This is a genomic window from Arthrobacter zhaoxinii (assembly GCF_024385505.1).
GTDB lineage: Bacteria > Actinomycetota > Actinomycetes > Actinomycetales > Micrococcaceae > Arthrobacter_B > Arthrobacter_B zhaoxinii.
The window spans coordinates 92,646-109,316 of sequence record NZ_JANFLT010000008.1; the positions used below are offsets into that span (position 1 = coordinate 92,646).

Consider the following 16,671-nt stretch of genomic DNA (forward strand, 5'->3'; position numbering starts at 1 on the left):
GCAGCTCCCGGTCCACGGCGGAACAACCATTCATGCTTCGGCGCCCCTCGCCCCGGAACGAACCAACGGGCACCACTTTAGCTGCCAGTCAACGGCGGTAAATGGCACGGGTTCCGGGGCCGATTTCCCTTGTAGAGCCCTCCGACACCGGATTTACTGTTCGCACACGTACAGGAGGCACTCAAAGATGACGAGCTCGAACGCTGCAGCTGAATCACACATCAAGTCACGGAACAGAGACATGCTGTCGGGTGAGGCGATCGCAGAGGCCAAACTGACCGATTGGCGCAAGCTGGCCCAAGGACTGCACGCCCGCTATCTGGTCGATGACTTCGACGCCGGAGCACGGTTTGTCACCGCGGTAGGTGAGGCGGGCACTGCGCTCGGACACCACCCGAGCGTGTCGATGGGCAAGTCGATTGGCAAGGGGTATGTCGACCTCAAACTGGTCAGCGCCGACGCCCTCTACCGGGACAACGAGGGCACCGAACACGTCGTCGAATGGGTCACCCAACAGGACGTTGACCTCGCGCGAGTGATCACCGAAATCGCTGCGGACCACCAGATTGACGCCGACCCGGCCTCGGTCAGCGTCCTTGAACTGGGCCTCGACACGGCACACTCCGCGACCATCGCCCCGGTGTGGGCCGCCCTGCTGACCGGCAACGCGGACGCCCAGGGCCACGGGTCGCCCAGCGACGAGATCCGGGACGCCACGGGGCGGATACCGAACCTCTGGTTCGGCGACGTCAACGAGCACGAGAGTCAACGGTTTCACCTCGAGGTTTACGTAGCCCCCGAGGTGGCCGTCCAACGAATCAACGCTGCCGTGGCCGCAGGGGGAACCGTCGTGGATGACAGCAGTTCGCCGTCGCTCACCGTGATCGCCGACCAGGACGGCAACACAGGCGTCCTGTGCGTAGCCGAGACGCCAATGGCGAAGACCGAATCTTGACCTTCTTGAACTCGGAACAGGACGGACATGGCGATGTCGCACGTAATCAAGCCGCTTACTCCGGCAACCTTCCCGGCATGGCTCGCACTCGCGCAGAAGCACAACGGGGTCTGGGGCGGGTGCTACTGCTCGTACTTCCATGGAGACACCGAGAACACCGTCAAAAGCGAATACGACCGGCCGACGTTTAAGCAGCGGCTGGTGGCGGAAGGCGCAGCACACGCGGCTCTTGTCTTCGACGGCGACGACGCGATCGCATGGTGCCAGTACGGGAGTCCGGCCGAGCTGCCGGGGATCTACCACCGCAAGGAGTACGACGCCGACGAGACCAAGCCGGCGCCGTGGCGCATCACGTGCTTCTTCGTCGACCGCGACCACCGGCGTTCCGGCGTGGCACGAGAGGCGCTGGACGGTGCGCTCGAACTGATCGCTCAGGCCGGCGGAGGCGAGGTGGTCTCGTTCCCCAACGAAGTCACCCCCGGCAAGAGAACGTCGTCTTCGTTCCTTCACAACGGGACGCGGGCCATGTTCGAGAAGGCGGGATTCACGTTCGAGCGCCACCTCGGCAAGAACAAGACAGTGATGCGCAAGACCGTCCAAACGGCCCTGCGGCTGACGCCGACTTGAACCTAAGCCCGGCCAGCCGCCACCGCCACCAGCTCGGCCGCAACTCCGGTCAGCCGGCGGGGACCGGACCACACGGCCGTCAGGGGACGGGTGATTCCCTCACCTTCGAAGGGAACCTGCAGCAGCTCCCCGCTGGCAAGCTGGTCGCGCACCACCAGTTCGCTCAACACCGCAGGACCTGCGCCGGCAGCAACAGCAACACGCACTGCAGCATTGCTGCTGAGCACCTGGGCCGGCTCGACGACGTCGTACCCGGCAAGTACCTCCTGCAGCGCTTCCCGGGTACCGGACCCGGGTTCCCGAACCACCAAAGGTGTCTGCGCCAATTCCTGCAGGCTGATCCGGGTACGATCGGCCCACTCGTGAGACGGGGAAACCACCACCACCAGCTCATCCTCACGGACCACCAAAGCGTTCAGCCTTACCGGAAGATTCGGAGTCTCCACAAACCCCAGCTGGAGACTCCCCTGCTTCACCTCCTCGATAACCTGCGCCGAGTTCTCCACCCGAACGTCGATGCGGGCCTGCGGCAGCCGCCGCTTCAGCTCGGCCACCCAGGCGGGCAACAGCATGTCCGCGATAGTGAGGCTGGCACCCACACGAAGCTCCATCGCCTCGTCGCTGCGGCCGTTACGCATCACGTCGTTGAAGTGCCGAGCCGCATCCAGAAGTTCCCGGGCTGAATCTGCGAGCAGCCGCCCCATTGCGGTGGGCACCGATCCGCGGGGGCTGCGCTCCAGCAGGGCAGTCTTCAGTTCCGCTTCCAACTCGGCAATGGACCGGCTCGCATTGGACTGGGCCATCCCCAGTTTCCGCGCCCCGGAAGCCACGCTGCCTTCGTCCACCACGGCAACGAACAATTCCAGCACCTGCAGGTTCGGCCAGGAAGAAGCCATATCAAAAGCATATAAACCCATGCGCGATTGCAGGCTACCGGGCCGCCGGATCCGGTGGGAGCATCGAAAATAGTGGGCGCAGCAGAGCCTCGTAGCGGGAACCGCTACCGTAGCGGCAGTCGCTACCGCAGGCCGTACAGCGCGCCGATCCGCAAACCCCTGACACCTCGCCGAAAGGAATCATGCGCAAGCGTATCCTCGCCTTGGTAATGTCCGGGCTGCTCGCCACCGGCACGGTGGTCTCCTGCGCGGACCAGGAACCTACTGCAGGAGGAACTGCAACGGCGGAAGCATCGGCCAGCCCGTCGGTGGAAACGTCCATCCCGGCCGACCGCCTGGATAAAGTGGCTCCCGCTGATGCAAGGGCAATCACCGACCCCGCAGACCCCAAAGCCACCCTGGTGCTGTTTACCGATTACCAGTGCCCCTACTGCGCCCAAATGGACACAGTGATCCAACAGGCCAAGAAGGACTACGGAGATGACGTCCGTATCCTCGTACGGAACTATCCCCTGCCCAAACACCAGAATGCAGCGCCGGCGGCCCGCGCCGTGGAAGCCGCCGCAGAACAGGGTGCCCTGGAGCAGATGGCCGCGTCCGTCTTCGAGCACCAGCAGGACTGGAAGGCCGCCAACACGGAGGACCTCGAGGACGTCTTCGTCTCCTATGCCGAGGACCTCGGACTGGACATCGAGAAGTTCCGCGCCGATTACACCTCGGATGCCGTGAGGGATCGGGTGGCTCGGGATCTGGAGGATTCCCAGGACCTCCAGCTCCCCGGCACACCCTCACTGATCCTCGACAATCGGATGCTGGAACTGGAATCCGTCGATTACGGCGCCCTCCAGGAACAGCTCGACGCAGCCCTTAACAAGTAGGAACCGGCTAAGCGCAGGCATCTTAGCCGGAGGGCGGACGGAACCGGCAGCGGGTGTGACCGAAAGCATACTGATGGTAGCGGCCTCCCGATAACAGGTTTATACCGATCTTGGGATAAAAATGTCTCATGACTATCGAAGCCGGCTCCGTCCGCCCTGCCTGGCGCCGCCTCTTCGGCGTCCCTCTTTTTGTTTCAGCTGCCTTTACCGTGATCATGCTGGTGGCCGCCGTAGTAGCGGGCCTCCCCGTCCGGGATCCTGACGGGTTCCTGGGGCCGAGCTACATCCGTCTGCCGCTGATTGTGCTGCTGATGATCGCCGCTGACGTCATTCCCCGGGCCATTGCCCGACGGCGTGAGCTGGGCGGGCTGGGAGCCGCGACCACCGATGTGCTGCGCACACGTTGGTCCGGATCCCGTCTGGCGGTGGCCGTGGCGGGACTGATCACCTTCTATCTGGCCTACATGTCCTACCGGAACCTGAAGAGCTTCCTGCCCTTCCTGCAGGATCATCTGACGGACCCGATGCTGGAGGACACGGACATGTGGCTGGCCGGAGGGAACTTCCCCGGCGACGTCCTGCATGAACTGCTCGGCACCGGTTTCAGCGCCGATCTGCTCTCCGGCGTCTACATGCTCTTTATGGTCTTTGTTCCCGTCTCCCTCGCCGCAGCTTTGGTGTGGTCCGACAACCTGCAGCGCGGCGCCTGGTACGCCACGGCCCTGTCCTTCAACTGGATCCTGGGCACCGTCAGCTACTACGCCCTGCCGTCCATGGGCCCGATCTACTACGACGCCGCCCCGTTCAGAGACCTGCCGGAAACTGCCGTTTCATCCCTGCAGGACTCCCTGTATGAGAACCGGATCGAAGTGCTGGCGAACCCGTTCGCCGCCGATTCCGTCCACGGCATTGCAGCGTTCGCTTCTCTGCACACCTCCATCGTCTTTACCGCCGCGTTGGTGGCCCACCTGACCCGCCTGCCCAAGGTGGCCCGCTGGATTATGTGGATCTACGTCCTGCTGACCACTCTGGCCACGGTCTACTTCGGCTGGCATTACGTGCTGGACGTGGTTGCCGGGCTTGCCCTCGGCGCCGTCTCGGTGTGGCTGGCGGCGAAGGCCGTGAACGCCGGGAACCGGAAGAAGCCGGCAGCGGCCGACGTCGAGCCGGAGCTAGTCTCGTCCGTGCGGTAGGCTTCCTCAGCGGGAACCACCCCTACTGAGAGGCAGCACGATGAGCGAACATCCAATCGTGCTGCCCGACTATCTGGCTCCTCCCCCGAAGCGCGGTCCCGGCCGCCCGAGGATGATCGTCGTAACCCTCGTGAGCCTCTTTGTGGTCACCTCCCTTGTTGCCGCCTATCTGTGGGTCGAGTACTTGACGTATACCGAGGCCGCCGCGGATTCCCGGGCCGAAGGCTACATACTGGTGACCTCACGCAGCGCGGTGCATGACGCGTCGGACCCGCTCCCCGCAGACATCAGCGAGGAAGACTACGCGGACTTCTGGGCTGAACCTGCCCTGAACACCCCGGACGCCCTTGCACTGCTGGACGTCATCAACGAGGGATGGAAGGCGCGTCTCCAGGAGGACGTGAAGCACATGGAGTACAGGGTGGACAAGATCGTAGACCCAGCCAAACGTGCCAACGCCCAAGCCGCCGCGGACGAGATAGCCGAGCTCGTCTCACACGGCACGGTCCAGGGTGCGAAGAGTGCGGTTTACGACGACTTGGCACAGCTGTCCAGAAAGACCTGCCACCGCTGGGACAGGGACGACGTCTCCTACCAGGCCAACGGGCATCCCATTCGAAATTGGACTACCACCCAGCCCCAGGTCCTGTCGTTGCTGGAATCCGAGGAGCATACGAGACAGGCAACCAGCCTGGTCGCCAAGGTCTACCCGGCTGCCTTTGAAGCTGCCCTCCCCCGTTTCTGCAAGTTACCGATACCGCCGGAGAGCAGCCATCCGGGCGATATGAACCTCCTGTTCTCGGTTACCCATGAGGCAGATATGCTGCTGGAATCCTTGGAGACGCACCCCAACGCCGCGGGACAGCTGACGGCGGCGGATTACGAGGCCTTCTGGAACAGCCCGGTGATGACGTCGCCGGAAGTCCAGGCCTACCTGGACCGGGTGGGGGAAAAAGCCGTCATCGACCACCGCGGGATGGCGGCCTACAGGCAAAAGCGCGAGACCGAACAAATCGTGGATCCCGGCGTGCGGGAGCATGCCCAGCAGTACACCGACTGGGTTCTCGATGAGGCCGCGAAGGATAACGGCAGAAGGCTGGCCGTCGGTATGGTCTATCAAGATCTTGTGGAGTACTGGGATGCCGCCTGCACCGGCGAACCGGACCGTTGGCTGCATCGGTCACCGGTAAAACGGAACATCTGGAACTCTCGCCTGGAACCCGAGTTCAGTACGCACTACCTGTCGTCGGCCTGGAGTGGCCGGGACTCCGAGTGGAGTGAGGATACCTTCGAGTTGGCCCTGGAGTTCTATCCGGAGGCTTACGAGACCGGGCTCGACTCCTACTGCCAGTAAGCGCTCCTGGCCCCCTGCGGTGTGCCGGAACGGCGGCAACGAAATTCCCTTGCTCGCAGAACTCGCAGGAAATATTAAAGCCGCCTTCCTCCGGCGCACCTCCGGGGCGCTCCTGCGCACCTCAGACAGGACCGAACGCCGCCACAGCATTTTGGCCGCCGAAACCGAACGCGTTGGTAAGCGCATAGCGGACCGGTGATTCGCGGGCTGTTCCCGGGACGTAGTCCAGATCGCATTCCGGATCCGGCGTGGTGTAGTTCAGGGTGGGCGGAATGACACCCTCACCAATCGCCATCGCGCAGAGCAGAGATCCAAGGGTGCCCGCCGCGCCGATGAGGTGCCCGGTCATGGACTTGGGTGCCGTAACCGCGAGCGACGGCGCGTGCTCGCCGAAGGCGGTGTGCAGGGCTAGAGTTTCGGTCCGGTCATTGGCCTGCGTGGAGGTTCCGTGGGCACAGATCAGATCCACGTCCTCCGGGTTCAGCCGGGACCGGTCAAGCGTGCGGCAGATGGCTTCAGCCGCATACTGTCCGGAGGGGGCCGGAGCAACAATATGGAAGGCGTCGGACGTCAGCGCGCCGCCCAGCAGCTCCGAATACACCTCGGCCCCGCGGGCACGGGCATGGCTGAGCAGTTCCAGCACGCACACCACCGCTCCCTCGGCGAAAACAAACCCGTCCCGGTCCGCGTCGAAGGGCCGGCTGGCTTCCTGCGGCGAATCGTTGTTCCGGGACAGTCCGCGCATAGCGTTGAGCCCGGCAAACATCACCGATGTAATGGCAGCGTCGGTTCCGCCAGCCACCACCACGTCGGCGTCGCCGGCCAGCAGGGTACGGCGTGCCTCCAGCAGGGCCTGAGTTCCGCTGGCACACGCCAGGGCGCTGGCGTTCACCGGTCCGTGGACCGCCAGGTCGATGGCCACCTCGCAGGCCGGCATATTCGTCAACGATGACGCCACGAAGCTGGGGCTGATACGGCGCAGACCGTCACGGCCGAAAATCTCCGTGGCGGCCTGGATTTCCGGATACCCGGAGACAGCACTGTTGATGATCACCGCCGCGTCGGTGTCTTCCAGGGAGGTGCCAAGTCCGGCGTCGGCCACTGCCTCGCGTGAGGCCGCCACCGCCAGCTGGGAGGCGCGGGAGGACCGGTGCAGGCGCTTGACCGGCAGGTACTGCGCCGGATCGAAGTTCTTCACTTCTCCGGCAATCCGGGTGGGGAATTCCGTGGCATCGAAGGCGGCGATTTTGTCGATGCCGCTGCGTCCGTCCTTCAGTCCCGCCCAGGTTTCGCCCCAGGTGCCGCCGAGCGGTGTCACCGCCCCCATGCCGGTGATGACCACGCGCTCGTCCATCTAGTCCGCCTTCCGGGCCGGCGCCGGGACGTGCATCCGACCATCCAGCCAGTCCTGCGCTGCGGAATCCGCCACCTTGTAGTGCATTTTCTTTCCGGTGGCGGTCATCGGCACTTCGTCGACAAAACGGTAGCCCCGGGGCCGCTTGAAATCGGCCAGCCCGGGATGGGCCAGGCAGAACGCGTCCAGCCCGTCGGCGTCGAGCTCCGCGTCCCGGCGCACCACATACGCCACCACACGCTGCCCCCACCGGTCATCCGGCACTCCCACGACGACGGATTCGAGGACGCCGGGATGGTCCGCGAGCGCGGCTTCCACCTGCACCGGATGGATGTTCTCCCCTCCGGAAATGATCATGTCATCCGTCCGACCCATGATGGTCAGGTAGCCTTCCGCATCCCAGGTGGCCATGTCCCCGGGGTAGAGCCACCCGTCGTGGAACTTCTCCTCCTCCACATGCGGCAGGTTGGCGTAGCTGAACCCGGATTTCGGCGAGCGCATAATCACTTCGCCGATCTCGCTGCCGTCCCGGGCGGCCAGTTCGTGCGGCTGCCCGCGGCGGCCTTCAAACACGCGGACGACGGCGACGTCGTCGTCCGTACACGCGCGCCCGGCGCTGCCGGCATGGGCGGGGAGGTCCTCGGGACGCAGGAACGTGTTCCAGAAGCCCTCGGTGGTTCCGTAACCGTTGAAGATCCGCGGCGTGAGCAGCTCCTGGTACCGGATGGCCGCGGCGCGGTCCAGCGGTGCACCCATGGTCACGATGCCGCGCAGGGTCTCCAGGTTCCGCGGGGTCTTCTCCTGCTCGACGGCGATCATCTCCAGGGTGGTCGGCGCACCGATCAGATAGGTCAGCCCCTGCTCCCCTACCCAGTCCAGCACTGTTGCCGGGTTAAAGCTGCGCATCGGGACCACGGACCCGCCGATGTAGAACACGGGGTTGGGCCCGCCGGAGTGCAGGCCGCCGCGGTGGAACCACGGGGTCATGTTCAGGGTGCGGTCGGACGGACTGAGTGGAAAGTGCATAATCACGTCGTGGGCGCTCATCAGCTCGGCGATGGACGGCAGCGGCACTCCCTTGGGCATGCCCGTGGTGCCCGAGGTGTAGAAGCGGGTGCTTTCCTCGAAGGTGGAGAAGTCCGCGGGGAGCTCGGGCAGGTCCCCCGTCGCGGCGTCGACGGCGGCGTCGAAGTCCTGTCCCAGCTGCCCCGATCCCATCCCCCACTGCGTGGAATCGCCACCGCCGGCCACCAGGACCACCGGTGAAACCCCGGCCAGCTCCAATGCCTGCGCCGCGGCGTCGGTGTGCTCGGCGTCCACGATAAGCACTGCCGGATCGCTGTCCTTCAGGATGTGCGCGGTTTCCGCCGGTGCCAGCCGGTAGTTCACCGGAACGCTGACCGCCCCAAGCCGCTGGGTGGCCAGGTACAGCAGGGCGAACTCGACACTGTTGTAGAGCTGGTAGAGCACCCGGTCCCCGCGCCCGACGCCGCGTTCGGCCAGTGCACGGGCCACGGCGTTCACGGCATCCCCCAGCTGGGCGTACGTGAAGTCCCGGCCCGTCACCGGATCGGCCAGGGCAACCCGGTCTGAGTACCGCGCCACGTTGCGGGAGAACCCAGCGGCGTAGGTCAGGGAGTGTTCGAAGTAGTTCCGGTAGCGGGCGGGATCGTAACTCACTGATGCTTCCTTTCAATCCATACGGCTTGGTTACCGGCTGCCGCCCCGGGTGGGCTTCTCCGGCAGTGCGACCGGCGGACCGGACGCCTCGGAATGGAACGGCGGAGCGATGACCGACAGGCCGCCGTCGACCGCCAGGACCTGCCCGGTGGTGTATCCGGCTCCTTCGGAGAGCAGGAACTCCACCGCGGCGGCCATCTCGTCGACGGTGCCCGGACGGCGGGCGGGCAACCGGGAAATGACGCTGTCCATCGGGGCCATACCGTCCATGGAGTAGAAGTAGTCCAGGGAATCGGACTCGATCAGGCCGCCGTTCACCGCGTTGACGGTGATGCCGTAGGGGCCGAATTCCACCGCCATAAACCGGACGAAGGACTCCACGGCGGCTTTGTAGGAGCCGAGCGCCGCATAGGTGGGAAAGGCCCGGGTGCTGCCGTAACTGGTCAGCGCAACTATCCGGCCGCCGTCGTCCATGAGCTTCACCGCCTCCTGCGCGCCCAGGACAAAGGGACGCACATTTACGGCGTAGGCACGGTCCAGATGGTGGGTTTTCAGGTCCACCACGTTCTTGAACGCGGCAGCGGCGGCGTTGTTGATGAAGTAATCCAGCCGGCCGTATTCGTCCGCTGCTGCATCAAAGAGCGTGACAATGTCTTCGGGGTTCTCCACGTCCGCCTGCACCGCGATCCCGCCGCCGCCGAGTTCCTGCAGCCGGGTAACGACGTCCTTGGCCATCTCCGCGTTCCGGCGGTAACCGACGACGACGGCGGTTCCCTGCGCAGCGAGCCGCTCCGCCACGCGCCGGCCGATCCCCCGCGAAGCACCGGTGATCAGCGCTACCTTTCCGCCGCCCTGTTCCACGTGTGTCCTCCTGCGCCCGGCTGTAGTGCATCACACCTTGTCACCGGTGCCGTCCGGGAAACAAGACCCGGGACAAAACCTGCATGCGGGTAGGCCGGCAGGTGGTCAGGAGCGCAGGTATGCCAGGGCGGCCAGCACCCGGCGGTGCCCGCTGTCCGACTGGGCCAGCCCGAGTTTCGCGAAGATGTTGCCGATGTGTTTGCTGACCGCGGTTTCGGACACGGAAATGGCCGAGGCAATGGCGGTGTTGCCTAGCCCTTCGGCCACCAGCCCGAGCACTTCGAATTCCCGCGGGGTCAGTGAGCGGACGGGGTCCTGGCTGCTGCGGCGGCTGAACAGCTGGGCAATGACCTCCGGGTCCATCACGGTCCCGCCGGCGGCCACACGCCGCAGTCCGTCCACGAATTCGCCGACGTTGCCCACGCGTTCCTTCAGCAGGTAGCCCACCCCCTGGGCTCCGGAGGCCAGCAGCCGGCTGGCATAGCGGTCCTCCACATAGGCGGAGAGGACCAGCACCGGAAAGTCCGGGACCCGGGAGCGCAGTTCCAGGGCGGCCCGCAGGCCCTCGTTGGTGAAGGTCGGCGGCATCCGGACGTCCAGCACGGCGCCGTCGGCGCTGCCCGGTTCGAAGGCTTCGAGCAGGTCATCGGCGTTGTCCCAGGAACCCACCACGTCGAAGCCTTCGCTCTCGAGCAGCAGTTTGAGGCCCGCGCGCAGCAGGGCATCATCTTCGGCGATCAGAAGGCGCATGGCAGTTCCACTCTTATGTTTGTTGGTCCGCCGCCGGGACTGTTCAGCACCAGCCTGCCGCCGAACGCCGCCGCGCGGCGGGCGATGCCGGCCAGCCCGGTGCCGGCAGTTTCTCCCGGGTCCACCGTCGCGCCGCCCCGGCCGTCGTCGTTCACCAGGACCACCAGGACATCTCCTCGAGGGGTGGATTCGGTCCGCAGCACCACGTCGATCCGTGAGGCATTGGAATGCTTGGCTGCGTTGGTCAGGGCCTCGGCGAGGACAAAGTAGGCCGCGGATTCCACCGCCGCGGGAGCGCGGAGCAGGCCCTCCACATTCAGGGAACACGGAACGGGCGAACGGCTGGTCAGTGCGGAGGCTGCACCGCCCAGACCGAGTTCATCCAGGACCGGCGGATAAATATCGTGCACTGCCGCGCGCAGTCCGGCGAGCGCCTCGGAGGCGGCGTCCTGTGCCCGCCCGATGAACGGCACGGCAGCAGCCGGGTCGGTTTCGGCGGCGCGCTGGGCGAGTCCCAGCATCATCACGACGCCGACCAGCCGGTTCTGCGCGCCGTCGTGCAGTTCGCGTTCAATCCGGCGCAGTTCCGCCGCGTGGGCGGCCAGGGCGCTGGCCCGGGCGGTCGAGAGGTCGGAGATCCGGCGGGCCAGGTCCGCGTACCGGCGGGGCGAGAGGATGGCCAGGGTGGCTTCGCTGAACCGGCGTGCCAGCCACGGCAGCAGCACCCACGCCCCGGCGGCATACAGCAGTCCCAGCAGGATCATCAGGAGGGCGTCGGCCCAGCTGCGGACGAAGATGGTCAGTTCCAGCGGTGCGTCCGGCGGGAAGAGCTGCCACAGGGGTGCCGCAGCGACATAGAGTACCGCGCCAAAGGGAAGCGCGAGGGCCAGCGCTGCCGCCAGTACGGCAAACGCGCAGTGGAAGAGCAGCCAGGACAGGTCCCGCTTGGTTTCGGGAGCACTCAGCAGGGCGGCCAGTTCGGTGAACGAATACCGGCCGGTGAGGCGGCGCCGGTCAAAGGGGATGACGGCGGAAGCCCGCTTTGCCGAGCGGGTCTGCGCCCGGGCGGCCAAACGGTTCAGGATCTCCAGGAAGCTCGGAACCGCGTACAGGCCCACCCCCAGGGCCACGAACGGAAGCAGCGCAATACCGGCCAGCAGGACGGCCAGGGACACGAACCAGTAGCCGCCCTCGCGCACAAGGAAACCCGTAGCCCGGATTCGGGTCCTGGCGCGCTCGGGGAGTCTCACCCGATGAATTATGCCCGAGCGGATTCCCGCTGTCGGTATAGCCAGCTATACCCCAAACCGGGCTGTTGGCTGTATCGGATCTCCTTTTCCCGCTCCGTAGCGTCGGAGTCAGCAAGTTTTCCCGTTCTTCCCCTCCCTTCCCCGGCCCGACCAAAGGATGACCCGATGTTCACCGACGCCTCCGAATTCTCCGGCCCCGCAGCTCTGCAGCTGCAGGGCGTGTCCAAAAGCTACCGTTCCGGCAACACCACGGTGCCGGCCCTCCGCGAGGTGTCCCTGGCCATTCCGGCCGGCACCTTCACCGCGGTGATGGGGCCCTCCGGGTCCGGTAAAAGCACCCTGCTCCAATGCGCTGCCGGGCTCGATGCCCCCGACAGCGGCACCGTGCTGCTGGGGGATACTGAAATTTCCCGCCTGCACCGCAAGGCCCTGACCCGTTTCCGCCGGGACCACGTCGGTTTCGTCTTCCAGTCCTACAACCTGCTCCCCCAGCTGACCGTGGCCCGGAACGTCACGCTGCCGCTGCTGCTGGCCGGGCGGGCAACGGACCCCGTCTGGCTGGACTACGTACTGGAAGCGGTGGGGCTGGCCGGCCTGGGCGAGCGGAAGCCGCAGGAACTCTCCGGAGGGCAGCAGCAGCGGGCCGCCATTGCCCGTGCGCTGATCACCCGGCCGGACGCCGTTTTTGCTGATGAGCCCACCGGAGCCCTGGACTCCGTCACGGCACGCCAGGTGCTGGACCTGCTGCGGCACACCGTGTCGGCCCTGGGCCAGACCGTCATTATGGTGACGCACGATCCCGTGGCCGCGGGTTCTGCGGACTCCGTGCTTTTCCTCGCGGACGGGCGCCTCGACGGCAGCATGACCGGAGCCACCGCCCTTGATGTCAGCGAACGCATGGCCACCCTTGGGGAGCACTGACATGTGGACCCTTGCCCAAGCATCCATCCGGCACCACCGCGGCGGGTTCGCCGGGGTTTTCGTAGCCGTGTTCCTGTGCGCCGCGCTGATCACCGCGATGGGCGTCCTCATTGAATCCGGGACCCGCGGCGGCATCGCTCCGCAGCGCCTGCAGGGGGCCGACGTCGTTGTGGGAGCCCCGCAGGCGCATCCGGTGGTGGAGGACATGGACGCACCCTTCGCCGAGCGTGTCCTGCTTCCCGCCGACGTCGTTGACGAGATCGCGGCCGTCCCCGGAGTTGACCGGGCCGTCGGCACCATCGACCTTCCGCTGGCCACCACCGACGGTACGGCCGTCTCCGCCGCCGCCTGGGACTCCGCAGCCCTGACGCCCTACACGCTGACCGCCGGCGAAGCTCCCTCCGGCACAGCGGAGGTAGTGGCGGATGCATCCTTCGGGGTGGACCCGGGCAGCACGCTCATCCTCACCCACGGCGGGGAGGCGACGGAGTACACCGTGTCCGGCCTCGCCGCTGCGGAAGCGGGCGTGGACACCGGTCCTGCCGCTTTCCTCAGCACCGCCGGTGCGGGAGCCCTGTGGCCGCACGGAGACACGGTGGCCACCGTGGGCGTCATCGCCGAATCAGGCGTCCGGCCGACGCAGCTGTCCGCCGACATCGAGGCACAGGTGGCCGACGTCGTCGGCTATACCGGGGACCGCCGCGGAGACGTGGAAAACCTGGGCGGATCCGCCGCCCGGTCCACGCTGCTGCTGCTCAGCGGCTCGCTGGCCGGGGTGGCCGTTATGACCGCGGTGTTCGTGACCGCCGGGACCCTGTCCCTGTCCATCATGGCGCGGCGGCGCGAATTCGCGATGCTGCGCGCTGTGGGTGCCGGGGCAAACCAGACCCTGGGCCTCGTGATGCGTGAAGTCCTGCTGGTGTCCGGCGCGGCCGCTGTACTGGGTGCGGCGCCCGGCTACCTGTTGGCGGGGTTCCTCGGCCAGCAGTTCGCTGCCGGCGGGGTGCTTCCGGAGACCTTCGTCCTGGCTTTCAGCCCGCTGCCGGCTCTGGCGGCCGTAGCGGTCAGCATCACCGCTGCGGTGGGTGCCTCGCTCGTCTCGGCCCGGGGCACGGTCCGTGCGGCGCCGACGGCGGCCCTGCGGGACTCCGTGACGGAAGCATCCCGGCTGGGCCGCGGACGCGTCATCACCGGACTGTCCCTGCTGGGTGCCGGCCTCTTCGCGGCCCTGGTACCGGTTGCCCTCCCCGGCACGGCCGGGCTGGCGTCCGCCGCCTCGAGCATCCTGCTGCTGATGATCGGTGCCGGCCTGCTGGGGCCCTGGCTGGTGACGGCCGCATTGAAGCTGGTGCAGCCGCTCGTCCGCCGCAGCCCCTCCGCTTCGCTCGCCCTGGCGCAGGCCAACGCCTCCGCTTTCCCGCGCCGGCTCGCCTCGGGGATTGTTCCGCTGGCCCTGGCCATCGCGCTGGGATCCGTGCAGTTCTTTATGCCGGCCACGGTGGCAACGGAAGCCGAACGCCAGTCCCGTGACGGGGTGGTGGCCGGGTATCTGGTTAGTGCTCCCGGGACCGGGGTCTCCCAGGAACTCGCTGAGGAGGTGGCTGACCTCCCCGGTGTGGAGGCGACGTCGCCGGTGGCCCGCTCCGCGGTTCTCGCCAAGGCAGGCTTCGCAGGTATGGAGGACGGCGTGCAGCCGTACGCCATCCAGGGTCTTGCCCCGCAGGAGTTGGACGGGACCCTGGACCTGGACGTGACGCAGGGTTCGCTGGACCGGTTGGCGGAACCCGGCACGGTAGCGCTGAGCGCGGATCTTGCCCGGGAAGCCGGAACATCCGTGGGAGAGGACTTTGCCTTCTACTACGGGGACGGCACCGAGGCGACTGCCGCCGTCGTCGCCACGTATGAGCGGGGGCTGGGATTCGGGGATGTGGCGGTGGCCAATGAGACGCTGCGCAGCCACACCACCACCGGACTGAACGACTATCTGCTGGTCACCGCGGAGCCGGATGCGGATCCGGGGGAACTGGCCGCCGCCGTCGACGGTCTGGGGTTGACCCTTCTGGATAAGGAGGAGCTGGGTGCAGCCGGAGCTGCCGAACGGAATGCCGACTCGTGGGCGTCGGTTATCGCGATGTTGGTCCTGCTGGGGTATCTCGCCGTCTCCGTGGTCAACACGCTGGTCATGGCGACGGCGCGGCGGCGGCCGGAGATGATGCTGCTGCGGTCCCTGGGTGCGTCGGATACCCAGCTGCGCCGGATGACGGGGGCGGAGTCGCTGCTGATTGTCGCTGCCGCCGTCGTTATCGGCACCGTCCTGGCCCTGCCGCCGCTGATAGGGATAGCCGTCAGCGTCTCCGGGCTGCCGCTGCCCACGATCGTGCCGGCGGTGTACCTCGGCCTCGCAGGTGCGACGGCGGCACTTGGGTTCGGATCCATTGCGGTGGCCACGCGTACCGCGCTCCGCTCCTGACGCAGCCTGCCGGTTAACGAGAAACACCCCGGTCCGAAGACCGGGGTGTTTCTTTGTCCTGGCGGAGGATGGGGGATTTGAACCCCCGAGGGCGTTAACCCAACACGCGTTCCAGGCGTGCGCCATAGGCCGCTAGGCGAATCCTCCAGGCTTGCTCCCGTAGAAGCAGATATAAGACTACCCGACGCAGGGCCAAACCACCGAATCGGCGCCATGACCCCACTTGAGGAGCGCTTAGGCTGAGCTGGTTCGCCTACGCCCGAGGCCGTGGAGTGCGGCATTGATAATGACAATTCCCAGCCAGGACCAGGTGGCCGCCTGCGGACTCCACAGAATGGCAATGGGGATCGAGGCCAGGAAAACCGCCGGGGTGACCGGGGCGCGGACCTGCGCGAAGGCCGGAAGCCGGGGATCTACGTCATCCCGGAAAAGGCCCACACGGCTGCAGTAAATCCATAGCCCGGTATTGGCGGTGCCGATAAGCCCCAGTGCCGCCGCATAAATCACGACGCCGAGCACCTGGTCTCCGTAGAACGCCAGCATGTCTGTGGCGTATCCCAGCAGGGCGACGAACAGCAGCAGCACCAGGTTCAACTGCTGCAGCCGGCCGGTGAATCCCCTCAGGAGCCGGAAGAGCCGGTGATGGCTAAGCCAATAGGCGGCAGTGACCGCAAAGGACAGGACGTAAGCCCCGAACTCCGGAAGCTGCGCGGCCACGGCCGCCCCAAGCTCGTTGGCCGGCACCTGTGGAACCCGGATGTCCACGGCCAGCAGCGTCATGGCGATAGCGAAGACGGCATCGCTGAAGAACATGGTGCGGTCCAGGTCCGGACCGGAATTTGCTCGAGCGAAGCCCTGACTGTTGCTGTTTTCGCCGGCCACCGGACCATGCTTGCGTACATTCCACAGCGGGTCGAGCGTCGGCCGAAGGAAAGCGGGCCGGCAGGTGCAGTTAAACAGATAAGGACCCGCACATCCTTGTGCGGATCCTTATCCCAACGTATGTCCGGCGGTGACCTACTCTCCCACATCCTCCCGGATGCAGTACCATCGGCGCTGTGGGTCTTAGCTTCCGGGTTCGGAATGGGACCGGGCGTTTCCCCCACGCTATGACCGCCGTAACCCTAGCCCCGACGACAACGCATCGGGAAATCTCTGATTACAGGCTGCCCTTTCGGGTTTCTGCTCCTTAATCTTACCGCGTCTTCCGGACCATTTCGACCACGCCGGGCCGGCTGGACTTGTCCGGGGTGTCGGAAGAAACACAGTGCCTCGCCTGGTCCGACTCCACCCCGGTGCCGGTGGGCCGCCGGTAGGTTCCGTGGAGGTGCTGAACAGGGCTGGTTAAACAGGAAGAGCCCGTACCAACACTGGTACGGGCTCAACCTTCAAATATTGTCCGGCGGTGACCTACTCTCCCACATCCTCCCGGATGCAGTACCATCGGCGCTGTGGGTCTTAGCTTCCGGGTTCGGAATGGGA

General features: G+C 66.2%; 14 protein-coding genes, 1 tRNA gene and 2 rRNA genes. 7 read left to right on the forward strand and 10 right to left on the reverse strand.

The genetic code is table 11. The annotated features are described in order from the left end of the window. The first annotated feature begins 187 nt into the window (after window positions 1–187). Window positions 188–955: a VOC family protein gene (locus tag NNX37_RS16240; RefSeq protein ID WP_255793793.1), complete on the forward strand. Its 768-nt coding sequence runs from the start codon at window positions 188–190 to the stop codon at window positions 953–955. A gap of 27 nt (window positions 956–982) precedes the next feature. Beyond that, a complete protein-coding gene (locus NNX37_RS16245) occupies window positions 983–1,582 on the forward strand; it encodes a GNAT family N-acetyltransferase (protein WP_255793794.1) in 600 nt (199 codons plus the stop codon). 2 nt (window positions 1,583–1,584) lie between these two features. Here the strand turns inward: NNX37_RS16245 and NNX37_RS16250 are convergent, their stop codons facing one another. After that, window positions 1,585–2,478 (reverse strand): LysR family transcriptional regulator, encoded by an 894-nt coding sequence (locus tag NNX37_RS16250; protein WP_255793795.1) that lies wholly within the window; start codon window positions 2,476–2,478, stop codon window positions 1,585–1,587. A gap of 182 nt (window positions 2,479–2,660) precedes the next feature. On the opposite strand from NNX37_RS16250, the gene NNX37_RS16255 reads away from it, so the two are divergent. The 3 genes from NNX37_RS16255 to NNX37_RS16265 all read left to right on the forward strand — a co-directional run bounded on the left by NNX37_RS16255 (window position 2,661) and on the right by NNX37_RS16265 (window position 5,903). Continuing rightward, window positions 2,661–3,356, forward strand: coding sequence for a DsbA family protein (locus NNX37_RS16255; RefSeq protein WP_255793796.1), 696 nt, complete (start codon window positions 2,661–2,663; stop codon window positions 3,354–3,356). A gap of 128 nt (window positions 3,357–3,484) precedes the next feature. Further along, the gene (locus tag NNX37_RS16260) at window positions 3,485–4,549 is read left to right on the forward strand and encodes a phosphatase PAP2 family protein (protein ID WP_255793797.1); all 1,065 of its coding nucleotides are present in this window, start codon (window positions 3,485–3,487) and stop codon (window positions 4,547–4,549) included. Window positions 4,550–4,589: 40 nt separating this feature from the next. After that, window positions 4,590–5,903 carry a hypothetical protein gene (locus NNX37_RS16265; RefSeq protein ID WP_255793798.1) on the forward strand — a complete coding sequence of 438 codons (1,314 nt, stop codon included), beginning with the start codon at window positions 4,590–4,592 and terminating at the stop codon, window positions 5,901–5,903. A 121-nt stretch (window positions 5,904–6,024) separates the two neighbouring features. Here the strand turns inward: NNX37_RS16265 and NNX37_RS16270 are convergent, their stop codons facing one another. The 5 genes from NNX37_RS16270 to NNX37_RS16290 all read right to left on the reverse strand — a co-directional run bounded on the left by NNX37_RS16270 (window position 6,025) and on the right by NNX37_RS16290 (window position 11,798). Then, entirely contained in the window at window positions 6,025–7,257 is a 1,233-nt protein-coding gene (locus NNX37_RS16270) for a beta-ketoacyl-[acyl-carrier-protein] synthase family protein (protein ID WP_255793799.1), read from the reverse strand. Beyond that, window positions 7,258–8,937, reverse strand: coding sequence for a class I adenylate-forming enzyme family protein (locus NNX37_RS16275; protein ID WP_255793800.1), 1,680 nt, complete (start codon window positions 8,935–8,937; stop codon window positions 7,258–7,260). Window positions 8,938–8,967: 30 nt separating this feature from the next. Next, window positions 8,968–9,798: an SDR family oxidoreductase gene (locus NNX37_RS16280; protein WP_255793802.1), complete on the reverse strand. Its 831-nt coding sequence runs from the start codon at window positions 9,796–9,798 to the stop codon at window positions 8,968–8,970. A 105-nt stretch (window positions 9,799–9,903) separates the two neighbouring features. Then, the gene (locus tag NNX37_RS16285) at window positions 9,904–10,548 is read right to left on the reverse strand and encodes a response regulator (protein ID WP_255793803.1); all 645 of its coding nucleotides are present in this window, start codon (window positions 10,546–10,548) and stop codon (window positions 9,904–9,906) included. After that, the gene (locus NNX37_RS16290; RefSeq protein ID WP_255793804.1) at window positions 10,536–11,798 is read right to left on the reverse strand and encodes a sensor histidine kinase; all 1,263 of its coding nucleotides are present in this window, start codon (window positions 11,796–11,798) and stop codon (window positions 10,536–10,538) included. The genes NNX37_RS16285 and NNX37_RS16290 overlap by 13 nt, the downstream gene beginning before the upstream one ends. A gap of 165 nt (window positions 11,799–11,963) precedes the next feature. On the opposite strand from NNX37_RS16290, the gene NNX37_RS16295 reads away from it, so the two are divergent. After that, window positions 11,964–12,719, forward strand: coding sequence for an ABC transporter ATP-binding protein (locus NNX37_RS16295; RefSeq protein ID WP_255793805.1), 756 nt, complete (start codon window positions 11,964–11,966; stop codon window positions 12,717–12,719). Between the two features lies 1 nt (window position 12,720). Continuing rightward, on the forward strand, window positions 12,721–15,189 hold the full coding sequence (locus NNX37_RS16300; protein ID WP_255793806.1) for an ABC transporter permease: 2,469 nt from the start codon (window positions 12,721–12,723) through the stop codon (window positions 15,187–15,189). A 59-nt stretch (window positions 15,190–15,248) separates the two neighbouring features. Here NNX37_RS16300 and NNX37_RS16305 read toward each other — a convergent pair. The 4 genes from NNX37_RS16305 to rrf (NNX37_RS16320) all read right to left on the reverse strand — a co-directional run. Next, a tRNA-Ser gene (locus NNX37_RS16305) sits at window positions 15,249–15,336 on the reverse strand. An 87-nt stretch (window positions 15,337–15,423) separates the two neighbouring features. Continuing rightward, window positions 15,424–16,071 carry a TMEM175 family protein gene (locus tag NNX37_RS16310; RefSeq protein WP_255793807.1) on the reverse strand — a complete coding sequence of 216 codons (648 nt, stop codon included), beginning with the start codon at window positions 16,069–16,071 and terminating at the stop codon, window positions 15,424–15,426. Between the two features lie 122 nt (window positions 16,072–16,193). After that, window positions 16,194–16,310, reverse strand: a 5S ribosomal RNA gene (gene rrf, locus NNX37_RS16315). 276 nt (window positions 16,311–16,586) lie between these two features. Beyond that, window positions 16,587–16,671, reverse strand: a 5S ribosomal RNA gene (gene rrf, locus NNX37_RS16320); the annotation flags it as partial.